The sequence below is a fragment of the Paramicrobacterium salitolerans genome, from assembly GCF_051513965.1.
GTDB lineage: Bacteria > Actinomycetota > Actinomycetes > Actinomycetales > Microbacteriaceae > Paramicrobacterium.
Map to the genome: position 1 here is coordinate 1,167,613 of NZ_CP195847.1, position 22,577 is coordinate 1,190,189.

At 64.3% G+C, this 22,577-nt stretch carries 26 protein-coding genes; 21 read left to right on the plus strand and 5 right to left on the minus strand.

Features of this window, described 5'->3' with window-relative positions:
• The first annotated feature begins 39 nt into the window (after nucleotides 1-39).
• The 7 genes from ACSAGD_RS05510 to ACSAGD_RS05540 all read left to right on the plus strand — a co-directional run bounded on the left by ACSAGD_RS05510 (nucleotide 40) and on the right by ACSAGD_RS05540 (nucleotide 7,498).
• Nucleotides 40-534, plus strand: coding sequence for a YceD family protein (locus tag ACSAGD_RS05510; RefSeq protein WP_437585113.1), 495 nt, complete (start codon nucleotides 40-42; stop codon nucleotides 532-534).
• A 3-nt stretch (nucleotides 535-537) separates the two neighbouring features.
• Nucleotides 538-741: a 50S ribosomal protein L32 gene (gene rpmF / locus ACSAGD_RS05515; protein WP_437584722.1), complete on the plus strand. Its 204-nt coding sequence runs from the start codon at nucleotides 538-540 to the stop codon at nucleotides 739-741.
• Between the two features lies 1 nt (nucleotide 742).
• Nucleotides 743-1,459, plus strand: coding sequence for a ribonuclease III (rnc, locus tag ACSAGD_RS05520; RefSeq protein ID WP_437584723.1), 717 nt, complete (start codon nucleotides 743-745; stop codon nucleotides 1,457-1,459).
• Nucleotides 1,452-2,348, plus strand: coding sequence for a bifunctional DNA-formamidopyrimidine glycosylase/DNA-(apurinic or apyrimidinic site) lyase (gene mutM / locus ACSAGD_RS05525; RefSeq protein ID WP_437584724.1), 897 nt, complete (start codon nucleotides 1,452-1,454; stop codon nucleotides 2,346-2,348). The genes rnc and mutM overlap by 8 nt, the downstream gene beginning before the upstream one ends.
• 106 nt (nucleotides 2,349-2,454) lie before the next feature.
• A complete protein-coding gene (gene smc, locus ACSAGD_RS05530) occupies nucleotides 2,455-6,090 on the plus strand; it encodes a chromosome segregation protein SMC (protein ID WP_437584725.1) in 3,636 nt (1,211 codons plus the stop codon).
• 29 nt (nucleotides 6,091-6,119) lie between these two features.
• Nucleotides 6,120-6,998 carry a signal recognition particle-docking protein FtsY gene (gene ftsY / locus ACSAGD_RS05535; RefSeq protein ID WP_437584726.1) on the plus strand — a complete coding sequence of 293 codons (879 nt, stop codon included), beginning with the start codon at nucleotides 6,120-6,122 and terminating at the stop codon, nucleotides 6,996-6,998.
• Nucleotides 6,998-7,498, plus strand: coding sequence for a DUF2004 domain-containing protein (locus ACSAGD_RS05540; protein ID WP_437584727.1), 501 nt, complete (start codon nucleotides 6,998-7,000; stop codon nucleotides 7,496-7,498). The genes ftsY and ACSAGD_RS05540 overlap by 1 nt, the downstream gene beginning before the upstream one ends.
• Before the next feature lie 4 nt (nucleotides 7,499-7,502).
• On the opposite strand, the gene lipA is transcribed toward ACSAGD_RS05540, so the two are convergent.
• Nucleotides 7,503-8,522: a lipoyl synthase gene (lipA, locus tag ACSAGD_RS05545; protein WP_437584728.1), complete on the minus strand. Its 1,020-nt coding sequence runs from the start codon at nucleotides 8,520-8,522 to the stop codon at nucleotides 7,503-7,505.
• Nucleotides 8,519-9,163, minus strand: a complete 645-nt coding sequence (lipB, locus tag ACSAGD_RS05550) for a lipoyl(octanoyl) transferase LipB (RefSeq protein WP_437584729.1) — start codon at nucleotides 9,161-9,163, stop codon at nucleotides 8,519-8,521. Before lipB ends, lipA begins: the two co-directional genes overlap by 4 nt.
• Before the next feature lie 102 nt (nucleotides 9,164-9,265).
• Between lipB and ffh the strand changes: the two genes are divergently transcribed.
• Nucleotides 9,266-10,822 (plus strand): signal recognition particle protein, encoded by a 1,557-nt coding sequence (gene ffh, locus ACSAGD_RS05555; protein WP_437584730.1) that lies wholly within the window; start codon nucleotides 9,266-9,268, stop codon nucleotides 10,820-10,822.
• Nucleotides 10,823-10,830: 8 nt separating this feature from the next.
• Here the strand turns inward: ffh and ACSAGD_RS05560 are convergent, their stop codons facing one another.
• On the minus strand, nucleotides 10,831-11,958 hold the full coding sequence (locus ACSAGD_RS05560) for a glutamate--cysteine ligase (protein ID WP_437584731.1): 1,128 nt from the start codon (nucleotides 11,956-11,958) through the stop codon (nucleotides 10,831-10,833).
• A 240-nt stretch (nucleotides 11,959-12,198) separates the two neighbouring features.
• On the opposite strand from ACSAGD_RS05560, the gene rpsP reads away from it, so the two are divergent.
• Genes rpsP through trmD form a run of 4 tightly spaced genes read left to right on the plus strand, consistent with a single transcriptional unit; the run spans nucleotide 12,199 to nucleotide 14,152 of the window.
• Nucleotides 12,199-12,621 carry a 30S ribosomal protein S16 gene (gene rpsP / locus ACSAGD_RS05565; protein ID WP_437584732.1) on the plus strand — a complete coding sequence of 141 codons (423 nt, stop codon included), beginning with the start codon at nucleotides 12,199-12,201 and terminating at the stop codon, nucleotides 12,619-12,621.
• Nucleotides 12,622-12,623: 2 nt separating this feature from the next.
• On the plus strand, nucleotides 12,624-12,860 hold the full coding sequence (locus ACSAGD_RS05570) for an RNA-binding protein (protein ID WP_437584733.1): 237 nt from the start codon (nucleotides 12,624-12,626) through the stop codon (nucleotides 12,858-12,860).
• Nucleotides 12,861-12,864: 4 nt separating this feature from the next.
• Nucleotides 12,865-13,425, plus strand: coding sequence for a ribosome maturation factor RimM (gene rimM, locus ACSAGD_RS05575; RefSeq protein ID WP_437584734.1), 561 nt, complete (start codon nucleotides 12,865-12,867; stop codon nucleotides 13,423-13,425).
• Nucleotides 13,426-13,465: 40 nt separating this feature from the next.
• Entirely contained in the window at nucleotides 13,466-14,152 is a 687-nt protein-coding gene (gene trmD / locus ACSAGD_RS05580) for a tRNA (guanosine(37)-N1)-methyltransferase TrmD (RefSeq protein ID WP_437584735.1), read from the plus strand.
• Between the two features lie 9 nt (nucleotides 14,153-14,161).
• Here trmD and map read toward each other — a convergent pair whose 3' ends face one another.
• Nucleotides 14,162-14,926 carry a type I methionyl aminopeptidase gene (map, locus tag ACSAGD_RS05585; protein ID WP_437584736.1) on the minus strand — a complete coding sequence of 255 codons (765 nt, stop codon included), beginning with the start codon at nucleotides 14,924-14,926 and terminating at the stop codon, nucleotides 14,162-14,164.
• 84 nt (nucleotides 14,927-15,010) lie between these two features.
• Between map and ACSAGD_RS05590 the strand changes: the two genes are divergently transcribed.
• The 9 genes from ACSAGD_RS05590 to ACSAGD_RS05630 all read left to right on the plus strand — a co-directional run bounded on the left by ACSAGD_RS05590 (nucleotide 15,011) and on the right by ACSAGD_RS05630 (nucleotide 21,915).
• Nucleotides 15,011-15,514: a hypothetical protein gene (locus ACSAGD_RS05590; RefSeq protein WP_437584737.1), complete on the plus strand. Its 504-nt coding sequence runs from the start codon at nucleotides 15,011-15,013 to the stop codon at nucleotides 15,512-15,514.
• Nucleotides 15,515-15,678: 164 nt separating this feature from the next.
• Nucleotides 15,679-16,026 carry a 50S ribosomal protein L19 gene (gene rplS, locus ACSAGD_RS05595; protein WP_437584738.1) on the plus strand — a complete coding sequence of 116 codons (348 nt, stop codon included), beginning with the start codon at nucleotides 15,679-15,681 and terminating at the stop codon, nucleotides 16,024-16,026.
• A gap of 64 nt (nucleotides 16,027-16,090) precedes the next feature.
• Nucleotides 16,091-16,813: a signal peptidase I gene (gene lepB / locus ACSAGD_RS05600; RefSeq protein ID WP_437584739.1), complete on the plus strand. Its 723-nt coding sequence runs from the start codon at nucleotides 16,091-16,093 to the stop codon at nucleotides 16,811-16,813.
• 23 nt (nucleotides 16,814-16,836) lie between these two features.
• On the plus strand, nucleotides 16,837-17,484 hold the full coding sequence (locus ACSAGD_RS05605) for a ribonuclease HII (protein WP_437584740.1): 648 nt from the start codon (nucleotides 16,837-16,839) through the stop codon (nucleotides 17,482-17,484).
• A 7-nt stretch (nucleotides 17,485-17,491) separates the two neighbouring features.
• Nucleotides 17,492-17,815 carry a DUF2469 family protein gene (locus ACSAGD_RS05610; RefSeq protein ID WP_437584741.1) on the plus strand — a complete coding sequence of 108 codons (324 nt, stop codon included), beginning with the start codon at nucleotides 17,492-17,494 and terminating at the stop codon, nucleotides 17,813-17,815.
• Nucleotides 17,816-17,913: 98 nt separating this feature from the next.
• Nucleotides 17,914-18,276 carry a YraN family protein gene (locus ACSAGD_RS05615; protein ID WP_437584742.1) on the plus strand — a complete coding sequence of 121 codons (363 nt, stop codon included), beginning with the start codon at nucleotides 17,914-17,916 and terminating at the stop codon, nucleotides 18,274-18,276.
• Nucleotides 18,276-19,814, plus strand: coding sequence for a YifB family Mg chelatase-like AAA ATPase (locus tag ACSAGD_RS05620; protein WP_437584743.1), 1,539 nt, complete (start codon nucleotides 18,276-18,278; stop codon nucleotides 19,812-19,814). The genes ACSAGD_RS05615 and ACSAGD_RS05620 overlap by 1 nt, the downstream gene beginning before the upstream one ends.
• A complete protein-coding gene (gene dprA / locus ACSAGD_RS05625) occupies nucleotides 19,811-20,956 on the plus strand; it encodes a DNA-processing protein DprA (protein ID WP_437584744.1) in 1,146 nt (381 codons plus the stop codon). Before ACSAGD_RS05620 ends, dprA begins: the two co-directional genes overlap by 4 nt.
• Before the next feature lie 41 nt (nucleotides 20,957-20,997).
• The gene (locus ACSAGD_RS05630) at nucleotides 20,998-21,915 is read left to right on the plus strand and encodes a tyrosine recombinase XerC (protein ID WP_437584745.1); all 918 of its coding nucleotides are present in this window, start codon (nucleotides 20,998-21,000) and stop codon (nucleotides 21,913-21,915) included.
• An 8-nt stretch (nucleotides 21,916-21,923) separates the two neighbouring features.
• On the opposite strand, the gene ACSAGD_RS05635 is transcribed toward ACSAGD_RS05630, so the two are convergent.
• A complete protein-coding gene (locus ACSAGD_RS05635; protein WP_437584746.1) occupies nucleotides 21,924-22,475 on the minus strand; it encodes a murein hydrolase activator EnvC family protein in 552 nt (183 codons plus the stop codon).
• Nucleotides 22,476-22,577: the final 102 nt, after the last annotated feature.

The window sequence follows — 22,577 nt, forward strand, 5'->3', positions numbered from 1 at the left end:
TCCATCGGCGTGCGCGACCTCATCGGCCGTCCCGGCCAGATGCGCGAACACTCCCTGAGCGTTGTCGCGCCAGAAAAGCTGGGCGAGGGCCTCATCTCGGTGAAAGAAGGCGCGGAGATCGAGGAGGACGTCCGCCTCGAGTCCGTGCACGAAGGCATTCTCGTGACCGCGGATGTCTCGACGACCGCCACGGGAGTCTGCGGACGGTGCCTCACCGATATAGCGCAACGCGTCGAAGTCGAATTTCAGGAACTTTTCGCGTACTCTAGTGAGGAAGCTTCTGAGCATGAGGTTCACGATGACCACGTGGATCTTGAACCTCTTGTCAGAGACGCAGTGGTTTTGTCGCTGCCGTTTCAGCCGGTCTGCCGACCGGATTGCCCCGGACTCGATCCCGAGACCGGCGAGCGTCTGGCCGACCATCCGGAAAGGGAACCCCGCGAGGTGCTGGACCCCAGGTGGGAAGCACTTGCTCGGTTCTCCTCAAGCCCAGGCACCGAAGACTCGAGTGCGTCAGACAGAGAAGAGAGATAACCCATGGCTGTTCCCAAGCGGAAGAAGTCGCGCGCAAACACCCGCGCCCGTCGTTCGCAGTGGAAGGCTAGCGCCCCGACGCTGGTGAAGACCGTCGAGAACGGTCAGGTCACCTACAGCCTCCCGCACCGTGCGAAGGTCGTCACCGACTCGGCTGGAACCGAGCTGTTCCTCGAGTACAAGGGCCGCAAGGTCGCCGACGTCTGAGGTGCATCGCGCCGCGTCGGCTCGACGTGAGCCGCAACTGACTACCGACCGAGGACCGCTTCTGGCGGTCCTCGGCGTTTCGGTTGATCCGGATCTACTCGAACTCGCCCTGACTCACCGCTCCTACGCGTACGAGCACGGCGGTGTTCCGCACAACGAGCGCCTCGAGTTCCTCGGCGACTCCGTTCTCGGGCTTGCGATCACGACGACTCTCTATCGCGACAATCCCGATCTTCCCGAGGGAGAGCTCGCGCAGATGCGGGCTGCGGTCGTCTCGACGGTGGCGCTGGCTGAAGTCGCCGGCCGAATCGGACTCGGGAAGTACATTCTGCTCGGCCGGGGCGAAGAGCTCACGGGCGGTCGTGAGAAAGCATCCATTCTCGCCGACACCATGGAGGCGCTCTTCGGTGCTGTGTACCTCGATCAGGGTCCGGAGGAAGCCCGCGATCTCGTGATGCGCCTTGTCGGACCGCTGCTGCATGAGGCGGCCAGGTTCGGCGCGGCGATGGATCCGAAGACCCATCTGCAGGAGGCAGCCGCCGAACGCCAGGCGCCCGCACCTGAGTACACGATCGAGAGCACAGGTCCGGACCACGATCGACGGTTCACCGCGACGGTCAGCGTCGGAAATCTCGTGACCGCCACCGGAACCGGAACGAGCAAGAAACAGGCCGAGATGGCCGCTGCGCTGGCTGCCTGGACCGAACTGCATGCCTGAGTTGCCCGAAGTCGAGGTCGTCCGCCTCGGTCTCGAACCCGCTGTCACTGGTGCGCTCGTCACCTCCGTCGAGGTCTTCGACGAGCGCTCTCTGAAGAGACACGACGCGTCCCACGGGGAGTTCGCTGAGACGCTCACGGGGCGACGCATTCAGGGAGCGGTGAGACGCGGAAAGTTTCTGTGGATGCCGGTCGGCGACGACCGTGCTCTCGTCGCGCACCTTGGCATGAGCGGTCAACTCCTGCTGCGCGAACCCGGTGTGGAAGACAGACACACGCGCATCGGGCTGACGATCGAGCACCCTGACCACGGCGAGCTTCGGCTCAACTTCGCCGATCAGCGGATCTTCGGCAGCATGGCGATCGATCGACTTGTGCCGACGAACGATGGAGAACCTGGCGGCTTCGCCGGCCACGCGACTGCCGAACCGCGCATTCCGGCGCAGGTCGCGCACATCGCCCGTGACCCCCTCGACCCCGCCTGTGACGAGGCCTCGCTGATCGACCGCGTGAAGTCGCGGCGCTCGGCCATCAAAAGGGTGCTGCTCGACCAGGGCATCGTGAGCGGCATCGGCAACATCTACGCAGACGAAGCGCTGTGGGGCGCATGTGTGCACGGCGAACAGATCGCGCAGCGGATGTCGAAGCGGCGCATCGCAGACGTGCTGGAGAACGTCCGGCTCGTGCTGCGCAAGGCCCTCGCGGAGGGCGGCACGAGCTTCGACGCGCAGTATGTCAACGTCAACGGTCAGGCCGGTTATTTTGCGCACAGCCTCAACGCATACGGGCAGGACGGGCGCGCGTGTCCGCGGTGCGGAACCACAATCGTGCGCACAGCGTTCATGAACCGCTCGTCGCATTTCTGTCCGTCCTGCCAGAAGCGCTGGTGAGCACGCAAGACCGATTCGGGTGGAACGCCGCCAGGCTCCGCGGGCCCGGCCGCGGCATCCGCTACCGTGGAGCCAGTAAGTTCCGGGCCATCGAAAGGCTGACGCGTTGTATTTGAAGAGCCTCACCCTCAAGGGCTTCAAGTCGTTCGCCCAGCCGACGACCTTCGCCTTCGAACCGGGTGTCACGTGCGTCGTCGGGCCGAACGGCTCCGGAAAGTCCAACGTGGTGGACGCCCTCGCGTGGGTGATGGGGGAGCAGGGCGTCAAGAACCTCCGCGGCGGCAAGATGGAGGATGTCATCTTCGCCGGCACGTCGACGCGAGGTCCGCTCGGCCGCGCCGAGGTGACCCTCACGATCGACAACACCGACGGTGCGCTTCCGATCGAGTACAGCGAAGTCACCATCAGCCGCACGCTGTTCCGAAATGGCGGCAGCGAGTATGCCATCAATGGTGAGGGATGCCGCCTGCTCGACGTGCAGGAGCTGCTGAGCGACTCCGGGCTCGGGCGTGAGATGCACGTCATCGTGGGGCAGGGGCGGCTCGACACCGTGCTGCACGCCAGCCCCGAGGAGCGACGCGGCTTCATCGAAGAGGCCGCGGGAATCCTCAAGCACCGCAGGCGCAAAGAGAAGACCGTCCGCAAGCTCGAGGCGATGGAGACGAACCTGACGCGCCTCAGCGATCTCGCGGGAGAGATCCGTCGCCAGCTCAAGCCGCTCGGGCGCCAGGCCGAGATCGCGCGTGAGGCGCAGACGATCGCCGCGGTCGTTCGTGACGCCAGAGCGCGCATCCTCGCCGATGACGTCGTCACGCTCCGCACCGCACTCGACTCCTTCGGCCGGTCGGAGAGCGAGCGGCACACCGAGCGCATCGTGCTGCAGGAGCAGCTCGAACAGAAGCAGCTGCGCATTGCACACATCGAGAAGGCCCAGCTCGGCGACGCGGTCGACGAGGCGCGCAAGGTCTCCTACGACCTCGACTCGGTCCAGCAGAGTCTGAGGAACCTCCACTCGCTCACCGGGCAGCGCATCGCTCTCCTCGACGCGCAGTCTGAGCAGGAGGAGACCCATCAGACGGTTTCGACGCAGATGATCGCGGATGCCGAGAGCGAGCTCGATCAGCTGCGTGATGACATCACCGCCGCTGAGCGCGAGTTCGCCGCGGCACAGGCGCACACCGCAGAGACGAAGAGACGGTTGGATGCCGTCGACGAGGAGATCCAGGCGCAGAGCGAACTCGTGTCGAAGCACGACCTGGAGATCACGAAGCTCTCGGGGCAGGCGGAGACGGCGGCTTCGAAGCTCGCGGCCGTCAGAGGCGAGCGTCTCCGCCAGCAGAATGCGTTGGATGCCGCGTTCCAGCGGCGCGACGAGGCGAAGATCCGCCTCGACCAGCTGGAAGACAGCTCGACCGAAAGCTCAGAGAGCGAATCCGGCCTCGATGAGGCGTACGAGCTCGCGCAGTCCCGTGTGTTCGAAGCTGAGGGGGAGATCGAGAGACTCCGTGACCAGCTGCACGGCTACGAGCGCGAGCGCGACGCTCTCGCGGCGAAGACGAGCGCGCTCTCGCGTGCGCTCGACATCCGCGACGGTGCCGCTGACCTGGTGGCGGCCTCTCTGCCCGGTGTGCGTGGCGTCGTCGCCGACAGCCTCGTCGTCACGAACGGGTACGAGGCGGCGATCGCGGCCGGTCTCGGAACCCTCGCCGACGCGGTCCTCGCAGACGACGCCGATGCCGCAGATGACGCGATGGCTCATGCGAAGCAGAACGATCTGGGGCGCGTCGCAATCGTGCGCGCGGACGCACCGCGGCGTGCGGCACTGCCCTCAGTGGCGAACGCGGTCGCCGCGGCATCCGTCGTGACCGGCCCCGACGGCGTGCTCGGAATTCTCGACACAGTCCTGATCGTTCCCGACATCGCCGCGGCGCGTTCCGCTCGCGCCGAGCTGGGAGAGCACGCGGCGTACGCCACGCTCGTGACGTCCGAGGGCGATGTCCTCACCGAGTACGTGCTGCGCGGCGGCTCCGGCGGGGAGCAGGGGCGCATCGAGCTGATCGCCGAGAGGGATGCCGCTGACGAGCGTCACTCCGAGGTGACCGGCCTCATCGAGCAGACGAGCGAAGAGCTGAACACACAGCGGGCTGAGCACAAAGCTGCGAAGGACCAGTCGCAGATCGCACTCAGTGCGCTCCGTGAGTTCGACGCGCAGCTCGCCGCCGAGACGGAGGCTCTCAACAAGGCCCGCGTGCAGCACGAAGCTGCGGTTCAGGAGTGTGAGCGACTGACGACGGCGCTCGAGCAGTCGGAGTCATCCGTCGCCGAGGCCGAGGCGGCGAACGACAGGGCGAAGGCAGCGCTCGAGACCGCGAAGTCCAGACCGCGGCCCATCCTCGACGTATCCGGACGTGACGAGCTCGCCCTCGAACGCGAGCGCGCGCGAGAGGCTGAGGTCGAAGCGCGGTTCCGAGTGGAGACCGCTCGCGAGCGCGTCAGCGCCCACGCCGATCACATTCATACGCTGAAGCAGAGGCGTCAGAGAGAGCAGCAGGCCGCAGAGGCGGCTGCGCGACGAGCGGTCGTTCGTCGGCGTCAGCTTGAGGCCGCGACCGCGGTCGCCGAGGCGCTGCCCGACGTGCTCGCCTCCGTGGAGAGCTCGGTCCGCGAGGCATCCATCGAACTCGCCCGGGCCGAAGAGCAGCGGGCGAGCCAGAATGAAGAGCTCGCGGGCCTCCGACGGGAGGAAGCCGGACTTCGTGAGAGGCTTCAGGCGGTCACCGAGGACGTTCACGGGCTCGAGCTGCAGATCTACGAGAAGAAGCTGCAGCTCTCGAGCCTCCTGGAGCGTGCGGGCAGCGAGCTCGGGCTGGTCGAAGACGTTCTCATTGCAGAGTACGGCCCGGACGTGCCCGTTCCCGTCGACGTGTCGGATGCCCCGAATGCCGCGCGCGAGCCGGAGTCGAGCGCCGACGAGGATGACACGTCAGAGACGGAGCCGTCAGCCGTCGACGAGCAGAGCGGCGAAGCATCCTCGACTGACGGCGCCGGGTACGACGACATCGAGACCGTCCCGTACGACCGCCACGAGCAGAAGAGACGACTCGAGAAAGCCGAGCGGCAGCTGCAGAAGCTGGGGCGGGTGAATCCGCTTGCGCTTGAGGAGTTCGCTGCTCTCGAACAGCGCCACAAGTTCCTCACGGAGCAGCTCACCGATCTCACGAACACACGCAAGGACCTTCTCACGATCATCGACGACCTCGACGAGAAGATGCAGACGATCTTCCGCGCCGCGTTCGACGACACACGGGATGCGTTCGCCGAAGTCTTCCCGATTCTGTTTCCGGGAGGCACCGGGAGCATCTCGCTCACGGACCCCGACAACATGCTCGAGACCGGTATCAACGTGGCGGTTCGGCCTGCGGGCAAGAAGATCGACCGCCTGTCGCTCCTGTCGGGCGGCGAGCGCTCGCTCGCGGCAGTCGCGCTGCTCATCGCGATCTTCAAGGCACGGCCGAGCCCGTTCTACATCATGGACGAGGTCGAGGCGGCGCTCGACGACGCGAACCTCGGCAGGCTGCTCGCCATCTTCGAGACGCTGCGCGAGAGCTCTCAGCTGATCGTCATCACTCACCAGAAGCGGACGATGGAGATCGCGGACGCTCTGTACGGAGTGTCGATGCGGCAGGACGGCGTCTCGGCTGTGGTCGGGCAGCGTCTCGCGGACGAAGCGGAGAGTGCGTGACCTCACGGCCATGCCGGTACGCTTGAGGCATGGCAGAACGCACTCCGTGGTCGCTCTCCGGAGCTCTGAAAGGGATGTTCGGACGACAGACGATCGACGAAACGACGTGGGATGATCTCGAGTACGCGCTCATCACCGCCGACTTCGGGTCTGACATCGCCGAAGCGATCATCGACGATCTTCGTGAGAAGGTCGACCGCTACCACACGACAGACCCACGCGATCTCAAGAGGATGCTGCGTGAGAGCATCGACGAGCGCCTGTCGAAGTTCGACACGACGCTGAACCTCAGCGAGCGCCCCGCCGTCGTGCTCGTCGTCGGCGTCAATGGGGTGGGTAAGACCACGACGATCGGGAAGCTCGCGCGCTTCATCGGCAACGCGGGGCGCAGCGTCGTCGTCGGCGCCGCGGACACTTTCCGAGCCGCCGCCGTCGATCAGCTCGCGACCTGGGCCGAGCGAGCGGGAGCCGCGATCGTCAAACCGCAGCATGAGGGGCAGGACCCGGCGTCCGTGGCCTATCAGACTGTGGAGCGCGCGATCACGACAGGAACCGAGATCGTGATCATCGACACCGCGGGCCGCCTGCACACGAAGGGCGGCCTCATGGACGAACTCTCGAAGATCCGACGGGTCGTCGAAAAGCAGGCGGAGATTGCCGAGGTTCTGCTCGTGCTCGACGCGACGACCGGTCAGAACGGAGTGCAGCAGGCGCAGTCGTTCATCGAGCACGCGGGAGTGACCGGGCTCGTCCTGACCAAGCTCGACGGCTCGGCGAAGGGCGGCTTCGTTCTCGCCGTGCAGGAGCGCACGGGACTTCCGATCAAGCTCGTCGGGCAGGGCGAGCGCATCGGTGATATCACCGGCTTCACCCCGCACGTCTTCGCTCAGAATCTTGTGGGGTCCTGATGGGAATCGAACACGACTACTTCGGAGTCATCGAATCAGACGAATCCGGCGCGCTCTATTGGTCCGAGACCGTGGATGCCGGGGATCAGACGGTCGACGTGAGTCTCAGCGCTCCCGCGGGAGTCGACGTCTCAGAGGACTCACTCGAGGCCGCGCAGGTCATGATCGGGGCGCTCGAAGGCCTCGACATGCGCGCCCGAGAGGCGATCATCGCGGAGATCGGCGCCGCGACGAGTGACGTAACCGCGTATCTGCTCGAGATCGATGACATCCTCGGGCCCGAGCTCTCCGCGTACGTGACCCGAGAGTCGGGCGATCGAGAGATCGACATCATCCGCTCACTCGAGCTGCTGCGCGTGGCGCTTCATCCTCACCAGTCGGGAGAGGGCGAAGCCTTTGCCACGCTCGAGTTTGCGATCGCGCCAGATGACAACGAACTCGCCCTTCTCGTGCACCTGAGCGTGCGGGGCGAATCCGTCGCCATCGAGCTGCTGTCGTGAACTCTCAGCCGACCGCCTGAGCGAACGTCTTCGTCCTGTCCGCCAAGTGTCGGAGCTCGTTCGGAATCGTCCGTCCTGAGGCGACCATCGACTGAGCCCAGAGGCGCCCGGCGCGATACGAGGAGCGGACGAGTGGGCCCGCCAACACACCGAGGAACCCGATCTGCTCCGCAGCCTCCTTGAACTCGATGAACTCCTGAGGCTTCACCCATCGATCGATGGGGAGGTGCCTGGGGGAGGGACGCAGGTACTGAGTGAGCGTGATGATGTCGGTTCCTGCGTCGCGAAGATCGTGCAGTGTCTGGATCACCTCGTATGGCTCCTCACCCATGCCGAGGATCAGGTTGGACTTCGTGATGAGCCCCGCGTCGTGCGCCTGCGTGAGGACGCCAAGGGAACGCTCATAGGTGAACGCGGGTCGAATGCGCCGGAAGATGCGTGGCACCGTCTCCACGTTGTGCGCAAACACCTCGGGCCGAGCATCGAATATCTGGCCGAGGAACTCCGGCTTGCCGCTGTGATCGTTGGCGAGCAGCTCAACCCCGGTATTGGGATTCTTCGCATGGATCTGACGTACCGTCTCCGCGTTGAGCCACGCGCCGGTGTCAGGCAGGTCGTCCCGAGCGACGCTTGTGACAGTCGCGTAGTTCAGTCCCATGCGCTGCACGCTCTCCGCCACCCGGCGCGGCTCGTCGCGGTCGTACTCCGCGGGCTTGCCCGTGTCGATCTGGCAGAAGTCGCAGCGCCTGGTGCACTGGGAACCGCCGATCAGGAACGTCGCCTCGCGGTCTTCCCAGCACTCGTAGATGTTCGGGCATCCTGCTTCTTGGCACACGGTGTGAAGCTGTTCGTCCTTCACGAGTGCGCTCAGCTGGCGGAACTCAGGCCCCATCCGCGCTCGCGTCTTGATCCATTCGGGCTTCTTCTCGATCGGAACCTGAGAGTTCCTGATCTCGAGTCGCAGCAGTTTGCGTCCTCCCGGACCCGAGGCGGGAGCGTTCGGGGAGACTCCGCAGCCGCTCATACCAGTGCCTCCTCTCCGGCGAAGGTCGCCGTGATCGCATCGGTCACGGCGGGTGCGAGATCCGCGGGGGTGACGCGCCGGCCGAGCTGCTCGCTCACGGTTGTGACGCCAGCGTCGCGGATGCCGCAGGGAATGATGTGCTCGAACGGAGCGAGCGAGTTGTCGCAGTTCACAGCGAAGCCGTGCATCGTCACCTTCTCCGCGACGCGCACGCCGATCGCCGCGATCTTGCTGTCTCCGGCAGAGCTCCGCACCCAAACACCGGAGCGTCCCGCCACCTGCTCTGCCGCTACGCCGAAGTCCGCGAGGACGCCGATCAGTGCGACCTCGAGCTTTCGGACGTACGCGACGACGTCGATGGGATCGGCGAGTTTGAGGATGGGATAGCCGACCAGCTGTCCGGGACCGTGCCACGTGATCTTCCCGCCGCGATCCACATCGATCACGGGGGTGCCGTCGTCCGGGCGTTCGTCGTCTTCGGTCCGCTTTCCCGCTGTGTAGACCGCCGCGTGTTCGAGCAGCAGGAGTGTGTCCGACGCATGGCCATCGGCGACGAGGCGGTGAGTGCGCCGCTGAAGGTCCCATGCGGCGCTGTACGGCACGAAATCGGGCGCCAGTCCGATGATTTGAGTTGAGAGCATGGAGAAACAGTATCTTAATGTACGCAAACCAGAAACTCTGACACGGTTCTGCCCGGTGCTCGTCCACGATGCTCAGCGGAACCGATTAGAATCGATGTCCAAATGGCTACTTTCGGATCGCTCTCAGACCGTCTCGTCGAGACCTTCAAGAACCTTCGCAAGAAGGGAACCCTCTCCGCGTCGGATATCGACGGCACCGTACGCGAGATACGTCGTGCACTGATCGACGCGGACGTCGCATTCGACGTCGTCAAGGAGTTCACTGGGCGCGTGCGCGAGCGTGCGCTCGGCGATGAGGTCAACAAGGCACTCAATCCGGCCCAGCAGGTCGTCAAGATCGTCAACGAGGAGCTCGTCGAGATCCTGGGCGGAGAGCAGCGCCGGCTCGAGTTCGCGAAGACGCCGCCGACGGTCATCATGCTCGCCGGTCTGCAGGGTGCTGGTAAGACCACGCTCGCGGGAAAGCTCGCGACGTGGCTCAAGAACGACGGTCACACACCTCTGCTCGTGGCCTGTGACCTCCAGCGCCCCAACGCGGTCACACAGCTCGGCGTCGTCGCTGAGCAGTCGGGTGCGGCGCTCTTCGCGCCCGAGCCCGGTAACGGCGTCGGCGACCCGGTTCGTGTGGCGAAGGACTCTCTGAAACACGCTCGTGACAAGCAGTACGACACCGTCATCATCGACACCGCCGGACGGCTCGGTGTCGATGAAGAGCTCATGAAGCAGGCCGCGAAGATCCGCAAGGCCGTCGATCCGGACGAAGTGCTCTTCGTCATCGACGCCATGATCGGTCAGGATGCCGTGGCGACGGCGAAGGCCTTCCAGGAGGGCGTCGACTTCACGGGGGTCGTCCTCTCGAAGCTGGACGGCGACGCCCGAGGCGGCGCGGCGCTGTCGGTTGCATCCGTCACCGGTCGCCCGATTCTGTTCGCCTCGACCGGTGAGGGACTCGGTGACTTCGAGCCTTTCCACCCGGACCGTATGGCCAGCCGCATCCTCGATCTCGGTGACGTCCTCACTCTGATCGAACAGGCGCAGAAGGCCTTCGACGAGGAGGAGGCGCGCAAGGTCGCGGAGAAGTTCGCGACGGACACCTTCACGCTCGACGACTTCCTCAAGCAGATGCAGCAGCTGCGCAACATGGGCTCCATCAAGAAGATGATGGGCATGCTGCCGGGTATGGGTCAGATGCGGGAGGAGTTGGATGCCTTCGACGAGAGCGAGATCGTGCGCACCGAAGCGATCATCCAGTCGATGACGCGCGCTGAGCGGACGAACCCGAAGCTTCTCAACGGCTCGCGCCGTCTTCGCATTGCCCGTGGTTCGGGAACGACAGTGACTGAAGTGAATCAGCTCGTCACGCGCTTCGAGCAGGCGGCGAAGATGATGAAGACGGTCGCGAAGGGTGGCGTCCCTCAGATTCCGGGAATGGGACCGATCCCCGGCGGGCATGGTGGCGCGAGCCGCAAGTCAAAGAAGGGCAAGAAGAAGGGCGGCTCTCGGTCGGGCAACCCCGCAAAGCGCGCTGCGGAGAACGCCGGTGCGCTGAAGGAGCCGCAGTCCCCGGCGTCGTCGGGCAGCGGCTTCGGGCTCAGCGGCGGTGCGAATGCTCCGAGCGAAGAGGAGCTCGAAGCGCTTCAGAAGTTCCTCGGCCGCTGAGTTCGGGCTCAGCCCTCCAGCTCACGAACGAGGTGTCGCACGACCTGACTGAGATCTCCGTCGGCGGCCGTGGCCACACGCCGCTGGCGGGCGCAGCTTCCTCCGTGAGAGATGAGTTCGTCGACGGCGCTCAGCTCCTGGGAGCATCCGAGAGATTCTGCGATTGGGAGCAGGCGGTCGGCGATTCTTCGGATGTCATCGGCAACCCGGCGCTGCTGGCCATTCCGGTCGACGATGATCGTGGCGTCGAGGCCGTAGCGTGCGGCACGCCATTTGTTCTCGCGCACGAACCACGGTTGGAGCGCCTCGATCTCGTGGCCGGAGTCCAGCCGCTGCGATAGCTCTTCGACGAGACAGTGGATGAACGCTGCGACGGTTCCAAGCTCCTTCGCCGTCGACGTGCTGTCGCAGAAGCGGACTTCGACGGTTCCCCAGGTCGCTGACGGTCGTACGTCCCAGCGCACCTCTGTCGGGTCCTCAATGATTCCCGTGATGAGCTCGTCGTCGACGTAGCGTTCGAAATCAGACCATGTGCGCACCTGCTCGTAGGGGAGTCCTGCGGTCGGGAGCTGCTGGAACATCAGCGAGCGATTCGAGGCGTAGCCGGTGTCGACCCCTCCCCAGAACGGGCTCGACGAGGACAGCGCGAGCACGTGCGGGAAGTACGTCAGCATTCCCGAGACGATCGGCACCGCCTTACGCACGTCTTCGATGCCGACGTGGACGTGGACGCCCCAGATCAGCATGTTGCGTCCCCACCACTGTGTCCGCTCGATCAGCTTGTGGTAACGCTCCTTGTCAGTGACCGGCTGATCGAACCACTGCCCGAACGGATGGGTTCCAGCGCCGATGGGGGAGACTCCACGGGCATCTGCGACTCGCCTCAGATCGTCGAGCAGACCCGTGAGCTCCGCCACGGCTGACGGAACATCGCGGTGCACGCCGCTCACGAGCTCGACAGTGTTCTGAAGAAGCTCACTCACGATCTGCGGGTGCTCGTGTCCAGCTGGGCTCTGCAGCTCCCGGAGGATGTCGCTCGCGGCATTGACGAGTTCGCCGGTGATCTGATCGACAAGAGCGACTTCCCACTCCAGCCCGATCGAGGAGCGTGCTGATGAAGCGAATTCAAGTGCCATCGGCGTTCTGCCTTCGTTCGGACTCGATGTGACACCTTGAGAGTACGGGGAAAAGACGCAGAGTGAAGCCCGACGGGCGCAATTAGCGATGAGTCGCCGGATCTGGCAGAATAGAGCGCTGAAGCTGTGACCACCCGACCCTCTATCTGGTGATCGCAGCCCACCATCAGTTTTCGTGCCGTCTGTGTACCCCACCTGCCGGTGCTGACACATCAACCACCAGACAATTTCAGGAGAATTGTGGCTGTCAAAATCCGTCTGAAGCGCCTCGGCAAGATTCGTGCGCCGTACTACCGTGTCGTCGTGGCTGACTCGCGCACCAAGCGCGATGGCCGTGTCATCGAGGAGATCGGCAAGTACCACCCCACCGAGCAGCCCTCGCTCATCGAGATCGACTCAGAGCGTGCGCAGTACTGGCTCTCCGTGGGCGCTCAGCCCACCGAGCAGGTTCACGCACTGCTCAAGCTCACGGGCGACTGGGGCAAGTTCAAGGGTGAGAAGGATGCCGCTTCGACCGTGCAGAAGCCGGAGGCGAAGGTTGAATTCGTCGCCGACGAGAAGAAGAAGCCGGTGCTGAAGCCGAAGAGCGAGAAGAAGGCCGACGAGAAGCCGGCTGACGCTGACGCCGAGTCCGCTGAGGCTCCGGCAGAGGAGCAGGCCTGATCTTGCTCGCTCCCGCTCTGGAACATCTCGTCCGAGGCATCGTCGACAACCCCGACGATGTCAACGTGGCGTCGAAGAGCACCTCGCGCGGTGAGGTCCTCGAGGTTCGTGTGAACCCCGAGGACCTCGGCCGCGTCATCGGGCGCTCCGGTCGCACAGCCAAAGCGCTCCGAACCGTCGTCGGCGCTCTCGCCGACGGTGATCGCGTACGCGTCGACGTCGTCGACACTGACAACTGACGTGGTGACGAAGAAACCCGAACGCACCCAGCTGCGCGTTGGGCGCCTGACGAAGGCCCACGGCCTCAAGGGCGCCCTGAAGCTGGAACTCTACACCGACGATCCTGATCGCAGGTTCGTCCCGGGGGCTGTATTCAGCCTCCAAGTTCCCGACTCGTCGCCCTGGCACGGCAAGAGCCTCACGCTCTCCGAGCTTCGGTGGTACAACGGGGCCCCCGTCGCCTTCTTCGAAGGCATCACCGACCGCACAGCTGCCGAGACGGTCGTCAAGGCCATTCTTTGGACGGACGACGCCGGTCACGTTGAAGACAATGCATGGTATGACCACCAGCTCGTCGGGCTGCGCGTCGTGCGCGACGGTGAGACTGTCGGCACAGTGACCCGCGTCGATCATCTTCCCGCGCAGGACCTCCTGATCGTGACCTCCGAGGGGCGTGAGGTCATGGTGCCGTTCGTCGCCGACATCGTGCCGACAGTCGACATCGACGCAGGAACTGTCACCGTCACACCTCCCGCCGGGCTCTTCGAAGATGTCTCGGAGTCCGAGGACAGCACCGACAGTTGAGGCGTCTGTCTCGCGCTCCAGCGAGTCATAGACTCAGAGGATGCGCTTTGACATCGTCACGATCTTTCCCGAGTTCTTCGAGATTCTTGATATCTCACTGCTCGGACGTGCCCGCCAGACGGGGCTGATTGAGCTCGGCGTGTACAACCTGCGGGATTACACGCACGATCGGCACCGGACTGTCGACGACACTCCCTACGGGGGCGGTGCGGGAATGGTCATGAAACCGGAGCCGTGGGGCGAAGCCCTCGATGAGGTGCTCTCTCCGTCGGCGGATCCTGTCGTCATCTTCCCGTCGCCCGCCGGCGAGGTGTTCACCCAGAAGATGGCTCGCGAGCTCAGTGCGGAGGAGCACATCGTCTTCGGCTGTGGTCGATACGAAGGCATCGATCAGCGAGTCTTCGACCACACTGCCGAACGTGCACGCGTACGCCTGGTCAGTCTCGGCGACTATGTGCTGAACGGGGGAGAGGTCGCCGTCATGGCGATGATCGAAGCGATCGGACGTCTCGTTCCCGGCGTGGTCGGAAACCCGGAGAGTCTCGTGGACGAGTCGCACGAAGATGGCCTGCTCGAGTACCCGAGCTACACCAAGCCAGCGTCATGGCGCGGCCACGATGTGCCGCCTATCCTGCTCAGCGGCAATCATGGCGCGGTTGACGCGTGGCGCAGAGAGCAGCAGGTGGAGCGAACGCGTCGGGTCCGGCCTGACCTGCTCGCTGACTGAGGGCTCGATTCAGCGAGCGGTCAGAACGAGAGGGCCGTCTTCCGTGATGGCGATCGTGTGCTCCATGTGGGCTCCCCGGGAGCCGTCGGCACTCCGGAGCGTCCAGCCATCGGCATCCGTCACGATCTTGTCTGTCGACTGAAGGAACCAGGGCTCGATCGCGATCACAAGCCCTGGCCTGAGCGGGTACCCCCGCCCGGCGCGCCCATCGTTCGGAATGTGAGGGTCGCCGTGCATGGTCCGTCCCACGCCGTGCCCGCCGAAGTCTGTGTTGATCGAGTAGCCGGCGCTGTGTGCGATCTCGGCGATGGCAGCAGAGATGTCGCCGACGCGACCGCCGACGTTAGCTGCCCGGATCCCCGCCTGCAGGGCCTGCGTCGTGACATCGATGAGTCGCACGTCCTCGTCACGAGGAGTCCCGACGATGATGCTGAGCGCTGAGTCTGAGACCCAGCCGTCGACGGATGCCGCGAAGTCGACGCTCAGAAGATCTCCGTCGCGCAGCCGGTAGTCGCGCGGGAGGCCGTGCAGCACAGCGTCGTTCACAGAAGTGCAGAGAACCTTTCCGAAGGGCATCGCACCGAATGACGGGTGGTAGTCGATGTAGCAGGACTCCGCGCCGTGCTTCCTGATTCGCTCGTGTGCGAGCGCGTCGAGGTCGAGGAGATTGACACCGACATCGGCGGCGTCGGCAAGAGCCGTCAGGGTCTCGGCGACGAAGCGGCCGGCGGGACGCATCTGCTCGATCTCACGGGGTGTTCTCAGTTCGATCATTGTTCCTCCTGACGCCATTCTTTCAGCAGGAAGCGCGCAGTGCGCATCGGTTGTTCTCTCAGGCTGTCGACCTAGCATGGGGACATGTTCGTTCGTAGGGCCGTGTACTACTGGCAGCTCGCCGCTGTGCTTCTGCTGCCGCTGTGGCTCTTCGTCGGCTGGGGCATCTGGGGCGGCAGCGCGTGGAGCTTCCTCGGCGTCGTCATTGCGGCGCCCGTGCTGTTCGTCGCGTTGCTGATCATCACGCTCCTGCTCTACGCGCGTGCGGACGTGCGCGATGCCAACGCGGTCTCCTGGACGGACGCGGCACTGCTGTCGCTGTGGCACGTCTCCATCATCGGATTCGGATGCTTCGGGGCCACGACGTCTCTCTTTGCAGTTCTGACTGTCGTTCTCGGGCTCGTCATGTTCTGGGTGTCGCTGTGGGAACTCGTTCGGAGCGTCACGAGCAAAGCGAAGCAGACGCTGAAGGAGTTCGAGGAGATGGCCTCGCCTCCCCACGAGCGCGAGAGTCGATTCTCACGCCGTCAGTTCGAAAAGCGCGACGTCTTCGTGGTCTACGAATCCGGTCACGACAAGAGCGCCTGAGAATTGGCGCCTCGCCAGGGTTCATGGCAGAATAGACGTTCGTGCCTTGGCTCAGTTCTGCCATAGGGGAACTCAGGCTCCGAGAGAATCGGATCAGGCACGCATCCTCATCTTTCCGAAAGTAGTCGTGCTCGACCTGTGGCGGGCACAGAGAGTGAACGATCATGCACAACCTCGACTTCGTCGATGCAGCATCCCTCAAGTCCGATATCCCTGACTTCCGCGCCGGTGACACTGTCAAGGTGCACGTCAACATCATCGAGGGTAACCGTTCGCGTGTGCAGGTGTTCCAGGGCGTCGTCCTCGGCCGCCAGGGCCACGGCATCCGCGAAACCTTCACCGTTCGCAAGGTGAGCTTCCAGGTCGGCGTTGAGCGTACCTTCCCGGTGCACTCGCCGGTCATCGAGAAGATCGAGCGCGTCACCCGCGGTGACGTTCGCCGCGCGAAGATCTACTACCTGCGCAACCTTCACGGCAAGAAGGCCAAGATTCGCGAGAAGCGCGAAAGCTAAGGCCAGTCGCGGTCAGAGTTAGCCGAGCTCCCCACCTAGAATGGTGGGGAGCTCGGGCGGTTTAATGACAGATGAAGCAGTGACGTCGCGAAAGCGGCAGCGAGGTGTCCTCGCGTTCCTTCGTGACCTCGCGATCATCATCGTGGTCGCGCTCCTGGTCTCCTTTCTGGTGAAGACGTTCCTCATTCGCTCCTTCTACATTCCGTCCGGGTCGATGGAGAACACTCTTCAGATCAATGACCGAATCATCGTCAACGAACTCGTTCCGGACGTCGTCGACATCCAGCGTGGTGATGTCGTGGTGTTCACCGATCCTGGAGGGTGGCTTTCGGGGCCTCTCGAGAATCCCGACGAGCCATGGATCGTCAGTGCCTGGGACTCCTTCATGAGCGCTGTCGGGCTGTCCGTGAGCGACAGCAACGATCACCTGATCAAGCGGGTCATCGGGTTACCGGGGGACCACGTGACCTGCTGCAACACGCTGGGGCAGATGAGCGTCAACGGCGTGCCGCTGAATGAGTCCTATCTGCTGCTCCCGCAGGGGGCCCAAGCCGTGTCTGCGACGAGCTTCGATGTCACAGTTCCCGAGGGCTCGCTCTGGGTGATGGGTGACAACCGCTACAACTCGAAAGACTCGCGATACAACGGCAACACCCCGGGCAAGGGGTTCGTCCCGATCGAGAACGTGGTGGGACGCGCATTCGTGATCAGCTGGCCTGTCGATCGATGGCAGTGGCTGGGCGACTACCCTGAGATCTATGAGGGAATTCCGGATGCCGCGCCCTGAACTGCGCGAGAAGGACGCACATAATGGCGGTCTGTGATCCCACCCTCGACGTCGAGCGTGTGCTGATCGCCGACGGGGCGCCGCTCGTCATCGGCTGCGATGAGGTCGGCAGAGGAGCGGTAGCGGGACCGGTCGCCGTCGGAATGGCCGTGGTCGACAGTGGCCACGTGGAGTTTCCCACGGGGCTGAGAGATTCCAAGATGCTGAGCGAGAAGAAGCGGACCGCACTCGCGCCGGTCGTGACCGAATGGGCGCGTGCCACATCAGTCGGTCTTGCGACGCCACAGGAGATCGATGTGCACGGTATCTCCGCTGCGCTCGGCATCGCGGCGAAGCGGGCGTTGATCATGCTTCATGACAAGGGAATCGACATCGTGAGCGCAATCGTCCTGCTCGATGGCAACCGCGACTATCTCTCGCCCGTGCTTCAGTACCCTCTCGACGTCCGCACTCGCGTGAAAGGCGACCGGGACTGCGCATCGATCGCGGCTGCATCCGTCGTTGCGAAGGTAGAGCGCGATGCGCTGATGATCCTCGAACACGCCACCAATCCCGTGTACGCCTGGGAGGCCAACAAAGGCTACGGATCAGCAGCGCATATGAGCGCGATCCGCGAGGTCGGGCTCTCGGCTCTGCACCGGCGAACCTGGCTCACGGAACACGTAGGATGAATGCACCATGGATGACGAGGATTTCGAGGATTACGACCGCGAGGTCGAGCTGGCACTGTTCCGCGAGTACCGCGACGTCGTGTCGCAGTTCGGCTATGTCGTCGAGACAGAACGGCGCTTCTATCTGGCAAACGAAGTCGAGCTGGTGCGGCGCGACACGGAGCATGATTTCTACTTCGAGATCACAATGCGCGACGTGTGGGTGTGGGACATCTACCGCTCTGATCGCTTCGTGAAGTCAGTGCGGGTCCTCACATTCAAGGACGTCAACGTCGAAGAGCTGCAGAGCCGCGACTTCGAGCTGCCGAAGGACCTCGCACTCGACGAGTGATCGGCTCCTGTTCGCCCACAGGCACCGTCAGGGGAGAACTGTCCACAATTCGCTGACGACGCCTGGGCAGATGCTCTCAGCTCCGCCACTCTTGTGGCATGCGAGAGAGCACAATAGAGTTCGGTGCGCGTGGAGAAGAAGCCGCATCTGACTACCTGAGAGCACGCGGCTACGACATACTCGCCCGCAACTGGCGGACTGGTCGTGGCGAGGTCGACATCGTAGCTCGGGACGGCGAGACCGCCGTCATCGTGGAGGTCAAGACTCGAGCTGGAACAGGCTTCGGTCATCCCTTCGAAGCCATCACGCGTGAGAAGGCCGCCCGCCTTCGGATGCTCGCGGGGCTCTGGTGTCGTGAAACTGGTTGGACTGGTCGGTCTGTCCGTATCGACGCGATCGGAGTCCTCTGGGCGAGAGGGAGTTCACGCCCGACGATCGAGCATCTGATCGAGGTGTGTTGATGAGCATCGCCAGAACGTGGTCCATTGCGCTTATCGGACTCTCGGGGACGTTGGTTGAGGTGGAAGCCGACATCTCGGCTCAGCTCCCAGCATTTGTGATCATCGGGCTCGGAGACCGCTCTCTTCGCGAGGCGGAGGGCCGGGTCAGGCAAGCAGCATCGAACTCCGGGTGTCGCCTCTCTCCGCGACGCATCACAGTGAACCTCTCGCCCGCGAGCCTTCCGAAGCAGGGGTCTTCGTTCGACCTGTCCATCGCGATCGCCTGTCTTGCGGCGGACGGAGTCGTGTCGCGAACATCTGTAGACCAGGTGGTCCACTTGGGGGAGCTGGGCCTTGACGGTCGACTGCGCCCTGTACGGGGCGTGCTTCCGGCAGTTCGGGCGGCGGTGAAAGAAGGACGCACGAGGGTGATGGTGCCGTTCGGCAACGCTGACGAGGCGCGACTCGTTCCGGGTGCAACTGTCATCCCGGTTCGATCACTTCGTGACGCGGCGATCTTCCACGGTGCGGATATCGAGGAGCGGGAGGTAGACCCCGTGCTGAGTCCGGCTGAGCAGCCGACGAGCATCGAGGGCCTCGATGTTGCGGACGTGGTGGGGCAGCAGGACGCGATCGCGGCACTGGAGGTCGCGGCCGCGGGAGGCCATCACCTGATGATGGTGGGCCCGCCGGGCGCGGGTAAGACAATGCTGGCTGAACGGTTGCCCACGATTCTGCCCGATCTGACGGTTGACGAGGCTCTCGAAGCCGCAAGCGTTCGCTCCCTTGCCGGTGAGGCGCCCGGCGATGCGCTGCGAGTCCGCCCAGGATTCGAAGCGCCCCATCACACTGCCACAGCGGCATCGATCATCGGCGGTGGTAGCGGAATGATCCGACCCGGCGCAGCCGCACGCGCTGCCCATGGTGTGCTGTTTCTCGACGAGGCTCCGGAATTTCCTCGAACAGTTCTCGATGCGCTGCGTCAGCCTCTCGAGAGCGGCTCGATCATCATCCACCGCGCACAGTCTGTAGCGACGTTTCCCGGCAGTTTTCAACTGGTTCTCGCGGCGAATCCGTGTCCATGCGGAAGCTTCGGCTCGCCCGATGCCGAGTGCACCTGCTCGGCGCTCTCGATCCAACGATATATGGGCAGACTCTCCGGTCCGCTCAGGGATCGCGTCGACATCCAGCTGTCGGTGCCGAGGGTCTCGGCACTTCAACTGCGCGTCACTGACTCCGAGAGAAGCGATTCGGTGACGAGCAGCGAAATGCGCTGTCGAGTGGCGGCAGCGCGGCGCGCTGCAGCTGAACGGCTGCGAGGTACGCCGTGGACCAGGAATGCTGAGGTGCCCGGAGCGTGGCTTCGAGGCAAGGGCAGGCTGTCGCCGAAGGTGCTCGCGCCGCTCGATCGCGCATTCGATCGCGGTGCTCTCACAATGCGCGGATATAACCGCGTGCTTCGACTCGCATGGAGCGTGTGCGACTTGGACCAGCAGTCAATCCCGGGTGCAGACCACGTGGGACGTGCTCTGTATCTGAGACGAGGAGGATCGTGGTGAGTGATGAACGTCTGGCGCGAGCGCGCTGGGGAGGAGTGGCGGAGCCGGGGGACAGGATGGCGCACACGCTCATCGAAACGCTTGGGGCTGTTGACGCCCTCGATCTCGTCGCCACGCATCCCGACCCCGATGATGTCTTGGTGGAACTCCGGAGAGGAGGGTACCCCGTCGCGGACGACGACGACGATCTCCTCAGCGAGCTGACGAGGGCGCTTGCACGCTGGTGCAGCAGAGTCGACGCAGCCAAGACCCGCGATGCGCTCGGCGCCGGCGAGCCGTCGGGGGCGCGATTCATCATTCCCGATGATGCCGAGTGGCCGCGACAGCTCAACGACCTTGGCGAGCACGCACCCATCGGCCTCTGGGTGCTCGGCGACGCCGCGGCGCTTCAGACACCGGGCATCGCCATGGTCGGTTCCCGCAAAAGCTCCGACTATGGCATCCACTGCGCGACTGAGCTCACCGCGGGGCTTGTCTCGCACGGGCTCTCGATCATCTCCGGTGCCGCGTTCGGCATCGACAAAGTCGCACACCGCACAGCACTCCTCACGGGAGGCACCACAGTGGCCTTCATGGCTGGAGGCGTCGATCGGCCGTATCCCAAAGACCATGAGGGGCTTCTGCAGGAGATCACACGTCATGGCGCTGTTGTCAGCGAAATGCCATGCGACGGCCAGCCCTCGAAGTGGCGGTTCCTGCAGCGAAATCGACTGATCGCAGCGCAGGCTGCCGCAACCATCGTCGTCGAAGCCGGATGGCGAAGCGGGGCCCTCAACACGGCGGCGCATGCAAGCACTGTCGGTCGTCCGTATGCCGCAGTTCCCGGACCGATCACCAGTGCGCTTTCAGCTGGGTGCCATCGACTTCTTCGTGAGCGAAGCGCCATCTGCGTGACCTCCGCTGACGAGATAATCGAACTCGCAGGGTTCGGAGGCCCTCTCGAACTGCCCCTCGACTGGCGTGACCCTCGAGAGACCCGCGTGCTCGACGCCCTCAGCTCACGCCGTCGACGGAGTCCGCGGGAGATCGCTGAGCACAGCGGTCTGCCTCTCGACGAGGTGCGAGCCACTCTCGGAGTCCTCGAGCTTGCGGGAGCCGTGGATGTGACTGCAGATGGATGGAGGTTCATGGGCCGTCGGTGAGCCTGTCATCGCCCGGGTGTTGCGAGCGAGAATATGGGGGTATGGAGCTCACAGCAGCGATTGAGCAGTTCGTCGACGCCGCAAAGGTGGAGCGCAACTACTCTGCGCAGACGATCCGCGCATATTCGACCGATCTCCACGAGTTCGTCGAATGGGCGTGCAGCGAGGGTGAAACGACAACGGATGGTCTCGCACTCGATCTCTACCGCGACTGGCTCTGGTCCCTGTCGAAGCGAGGGCTTGCGCAGTCGACGATCGCACGGAGATCGGCAACACTTCGAAGCTGGTCGCGGTGGCTCTGGCGAGAGGGAGCCACAGCGACGGATACGGCAGCTCGTCTGCGCTCGCCGAAGACCGGTCAGCATCTGCCGACCGTGGTCCCGCAGGAGGTGCTCAGAAGTCTCTTCCGCACGCTCGCGGACGCGGCATCCGATGGAGACCCCATCGCTGTTCGAGATCGGGCGATCGTCGAACTGCTGTACGCAGCGGGCCTGCGTGTCTCCGAACTGTGCGGACTCGACCGAGGTGACATCGACCTCGATCGTTTGACAGTGCGCGTCACAGGCAAAGGGGCGAAGCAGCGTGTGGTTCCCTTCGGAGTCCCAGCGCAGTCGGCGATCGTGGATTATCTGCGGATGAGCAGAGAGGAACTGCGCGCTCGCCGTGACCCACCGACCGAGGATGGAGCGCTGTTCCTCGGTGCACGGGGCGGCCGTCTCAGCGCACGCTCCGCCTATTCGGTGATCTCTCGGATGCTGTCTGAGCTACCTTCTGCAAGCGGTGTCGGGCCTCACACGCTGAGACACTCAGCGGCGACCCACTTGCTCGACGGGGGAGCAGACCTGCGTTCAGTGCAGGAGATGCTGGGGCATTCCAGTCTGGGGACGACGCAGATCTACACACATGTCTCGACGGAGCGCCTCCGCGAGAGCTACCGGCTTGCCCATCCACGCGCGTAGCGCAAGGATCAGCCCAACGGGAGGAGAACGGCACGCTCGAGCTCGCCGAAATACAGGAGCGGATTCACATATCTTCCGTTGACCCGAACTCCGACGTGGACGCACGTGGACTGGCAGTGCGGCCCCGTCGTGACCTCGCCGATCGGGTCTCCAGCCTGGACAGCATCGCCTTCGTCCACCATCGGTCGAACGGCCTCGTAGCTGCTCAGCACGTCAGAGCCGTGGTCGAGCGTGATGACGGGCCGATTCACCACGACACCGGCGAAAGCCACGCGGCCGTCCGCAGGTGCTCGAACCACGAGATGCTCGTGGGCAGGCAGATCGATCCCACGGTGCCCCGGTCCCCATGGCGAAGTCGGTGCCTGGAATGCGCGCTCGACCGAGTGAGGGCCGTCGATCGGCCACAGCCAATCGGCTGCTGGGCGTGATGTTGACCACGCCGTCGTCGGCGAAGCCGTCGCCTGCGCGGCGTCGACCGGTGCCGATGCAACGAGCGGGAATGTGAGCACGAACGCGAACAGGAGATGACGCCAAGGAAACTGGGGGCTAGAACGTGTCATGCCGACAGCATCCTGCCATTCCATCTCGGCCGGGACGGAGCGTAAGCGATCGGTGGAAAGCAGCCTGATGTGCGAGCCTGTGGGCGACAGCTCGCATGCTAG

Coding starts and splice junctions, on each gene's coding strand:
- ACSAGD_RS05510 (WP_437585113.1), top strand. CDS start 40: ATGCGCGAACACTCCCTGAGCGTTGTCGCGCCAGAAAAGCTGGGCGAG.
- rpmF (WP_437584722.1), top strand. CDS start 538: ATGGCTGTTCCCAAGCGGAAGAAGTCGCGCGCAAACACCCGCGCCCGT.
- mutM (WP_437584724.1), top strand. CDS start 1,452: ATGCCTGAGTTGCCCGAAGTCGAGGTCGTCCGCCTCGGTCTCGAACCC.
- ftsY (WP_437584726.1), top strand. CDS start 6,120: ATGGCAGAACGCACTCCGTGGTCGCTCTCCGGAGCTCTGAAAGGGATG.
- ACSAGD_RS05540 (WP_437584727.1), top strand. CDS start 6,998: ATGGGAATCGAACACGACTACTTCGGAGTCATCGAATCAGACGAATCC.
- lipA (WP_437584728.1), bottom strand. CDS start 8,522: ATGAGCGGCTGCGGAGTCTCCCCGAACGCTCCCGCCTCGGGTCCGGGA.
- lipB (WP_437584729.1), bottom strand. CDS start 9,163: ATGCTCTCAACTCAAATCATCGGACTGGCGCCCGATTTCGTGCCGTAC.
- ffh (WP_437584730.1), top strand. CDS start 9,266: ATGGCTACTTTCGGATCGCTCTCAGACCGTCTCGTCGAGACCTTCAAG.
- ACSAGD_RS05560 (WP_437584731.1), bottom strand. CDS start 11,958: ATGGCACTTGAATTCGCTTCATCAGCACGCTCCTCGATCGGGCTGGAG.
- trmD (WP_437584735.1), top strand. CDS start 13,466: ATGCGCTTTGACATCGTCACGATCTTTCCCGAGTTCTTCGAGATTCTT.
- map (WP_437584736.1), bottom strand. CDS start 14,926: ATGATCGAACTGAGAACACCCCGTGAGATCGAGCAGATGCGTCCCGCC.
- ACSAGD_RS05590 (WP_437584737.1), top strand. CDS start 15,011: ATGTTCGTTCGTAGGGCCGTGTACTACTGGCAGCTCGCCGCTGTGCTT.
- rplS (WP_437584738.1), top strand. CDS start 15,679: ATGCACAACCTCGACTTCGTCGATGCAGCATCCCTCAAGTCCGATATC.
- lepB (WP_437584739.1), top strand. CDS start 16,091: ATGACAGATGAAGCAGTGACGTCGCGAAAGCGGCAGCGAGGTGTCCTC.
- ACSAGD_RS05605 (WP_437584740.1), top strand. CDS start 16,837: ATGGCGGTCTGTGATCCCACCCTCGACGTCGAGCGTGTGCTGATCGCC.
- ACSAGD_RS05610 (WP_437584741.1), top strand. CDS start 17,492: ATGGATGACGAGGATTTCGAGGATTACGACCGCGAGGTCGAGCTGGCA.
- ACSAGD_RS05615 (WP_437584742.1), top strand. CDS start 17,914: ATGCGAGAGAGCACAATAGAGTTCGGTGCGCGTGGAGAAGAAGCCGCA.
- ACSAGD_RS05620 (WP_437584743.1), top strand. CDS start 18,276: ATGAGCATCGCCAGAACGTGGTCCATTGCGCTTATCGGACTCTCGGGG.
- ACSAGD_RS05630 (WP_437584745.1), top strand. CDS start 20,998: ATGGAGCTCACAGCAGCGATTGAGCAGTTCGTCGACGCCGCAAAGGTG.
- ACSAGD_RS05635 (WP_437584746.1), bottom strand. CDS start 22,475: ATGACACGTTCTAGCCCCCAGTTTCCTTGGCGTCATCTCCTGTTCGCG.